Source organism: Rhodopirellula maiorica SM1, from assembly GCF_000346295.1.
Taxonomy (GTDB): domain Bacteria; phylum Planctomycetota; class Planctomycetia; order Pirellulales; family Pirellulaceae; genus Novipirellula; species Novipirellula maiorica.
Map to the genome: position 1 here is coordinate 1 of NZ_ANOG01000521.1, position 2,080 is coordinate 2,080.

Sequence of the window (2,080 nt, forward strand, 5' to 3'; positions counted from 1 at the left end):
AACAAATGGCAACTACCAGTGTCCTATCCGAATTTCTCCCCCGTTTAAACGGGAGAGCGTCTTGGCCGGCTTGCCAGGTAGCAGCCAGTTGTCGCACCGACCGGGGCAAGCCCGGCGGAAGCGAGGGGAGCCAGACTTTCAGCCAAAAATCGCGAAGCGATGGCAGGCGATAGCCACGGACGTAAGTCCGTGATTATTTCGAGACCAGGTCGCGCAGCGCAACCTCGGGGACGGCTCTACTTGCGGATCGGTGCCGCTGGGCGAAGTTTGCCATTGCGAATGAGTCCGGTTTTTTGGTCCGGGGCGAAACGGGGGTTTGGTGTCGGCAATTGAGCACTGACGGACTCCCGCCATGCAACCAATTTCGCGTAGAGTTCGTCCGCCTTTTCCGGCTTCTCGTTCACTCGGTTGTTATCCTCGTGAAGATCGTTTTCCAGATCATATAGCTCCAACGTTTCCTGCCCGAATACTTGGATCAATTTCCATTTCCCGGATCGAATCGCGCTGTAGGGCTGAGCGCCCATCGAGTGGTAGTGAGGGTAATGCCAAAACAAATCATCTCGCGTGGACGGCGTCTGCGGGTCTTTCACGTATGGCAGTAACGAGATGCCATCTTGTACCTCAGCGACCTCCTTTGATAACGCGATTCCGAGCCCGTCACAAATCGTCGGCACGATATCCATCGTGATTGCCAATCGATCGCAAAGTCCACCGACACTCCCATCGCCTGGTAATCGTATGATCAGCGGCACACGAACTCCACCTTCGTAAATCCCGCCCTTGCCTTGGCGAAGTGGGGCGTTGTCGGTCGCCGCGGGTTTGAGCCCACCATTGTCGCTGGTGAAGATGACCAACGTCTCGTCCCAGATCTGGTGTGCTTGCAGCTTCTTGACGATTCGCCCCACCGCTTCATCGACGCTTTCCACCATCGCGGCATAGCGAACGTTGGTATGCTTCCGCGCCGGATTCTCTTGCAGCTTCACCTCGTATTTTTCAACCAGATCGGACCGCCCCATCAGCGGCGTGTGCACGTTGTAGAAAGAAAAATTCATGAAGAATGGCTTCTTTGCCTCGGCCAGCTGGTCAATCAAGTTCTCTGCTTCACTCGCCAGTCGATCGGTCAGATACTCGCCTTCTCGCTGCTGATCCGAACCCTTGTCTTTAGGAAGCGTTTCGTAGATCGAGTTGTTCTTTTGTTCTGTTAGGTTTTTGCCTTTTCCATAGGGCCAGAAATAGCTTGGCGGTGCCCCTTTCTCGCAGCCACCAATATTGATATCGAATCCGTGTGCTTGCGGATAAAAGTCGGGATCCGCACTGTCCTCTTTTCCAGTGGCGTATCCGTCGCGGTGAGCAAGGTGCCATTTTCCGAGGTGGACACTGGTGTATCCATAAGGTTTTAGTATCTCGGGCAATGTAACATGTCTTTTCTCTAACACTTTGGTCCATGACGGAATGTTCATTGGCGTGTTGATGAACGAGTGGCCGGGAATAAAATCCGTCACGTGAAGACGCGCCGGCGACTGGCCAGTCATCAGTGCAGCACGACTCGGTGAACAAACGGTGCACGCGGCGTAGCCGTTAGTGAAACGCACTCCGCTTTCTGCGAGCGCATCAATGTTGGGCGTCTCGTAGGAATCGCTGCCGGTGCACCCCAGGTCGGTCCATCCCATGTCGTCGACAAACAATAACACGACATTTTTCGGGGCGGCTTCCGCGGTAACGGAAATCAACACCGAATAAACGAAAGTTAACAGGAAAACGGGGCTTTTGAGTCTCACAATGATCTCCCTTGATGAGCAGCAGGTTGGGCGGAACAACCCCAAAGTCTATAGATCCAAGCTGAGAACGCAAGTCGCTGCGGGAGTCGACAGCCGCAGCAATGCGTAAAGCGAATGCCGAAGCAAGAGGGCGATCACAACGTCTGCGGGGTGGAGCCGGTTTCTGCTAAGCAAACAAGCGGCAACCAAGGGAAGGGAAGTAAATGGCCGGGCCGTTGGCCCTTCGGTTCGGATGAATGGATTAACCCGACCCGGTGCCTTACGGCAGCTCGGATCATTATTTTGAACTACCGAACCGCTCG

General features: G+C 54.5%; 1 protein-coding gene. It reads right to left on the reverse strand.

Going from position 1 to position 2,080, the window contains the following annotated elements; genetic code table 11:
- Positions 1-236 precede the first annotated feature (236 nt).
- A complete protein-coding gene (locus RMSM_RS16615; RefSeq protein WP_160168305.1) occupies positions 237-1,778 on the reverse strand; it encodes a sulfatase in 1,542 nt (513 codons plus the stop codon).
- Between the last annotated feature and the right edge of the window lie 302 nt (positions 1,779-2,080).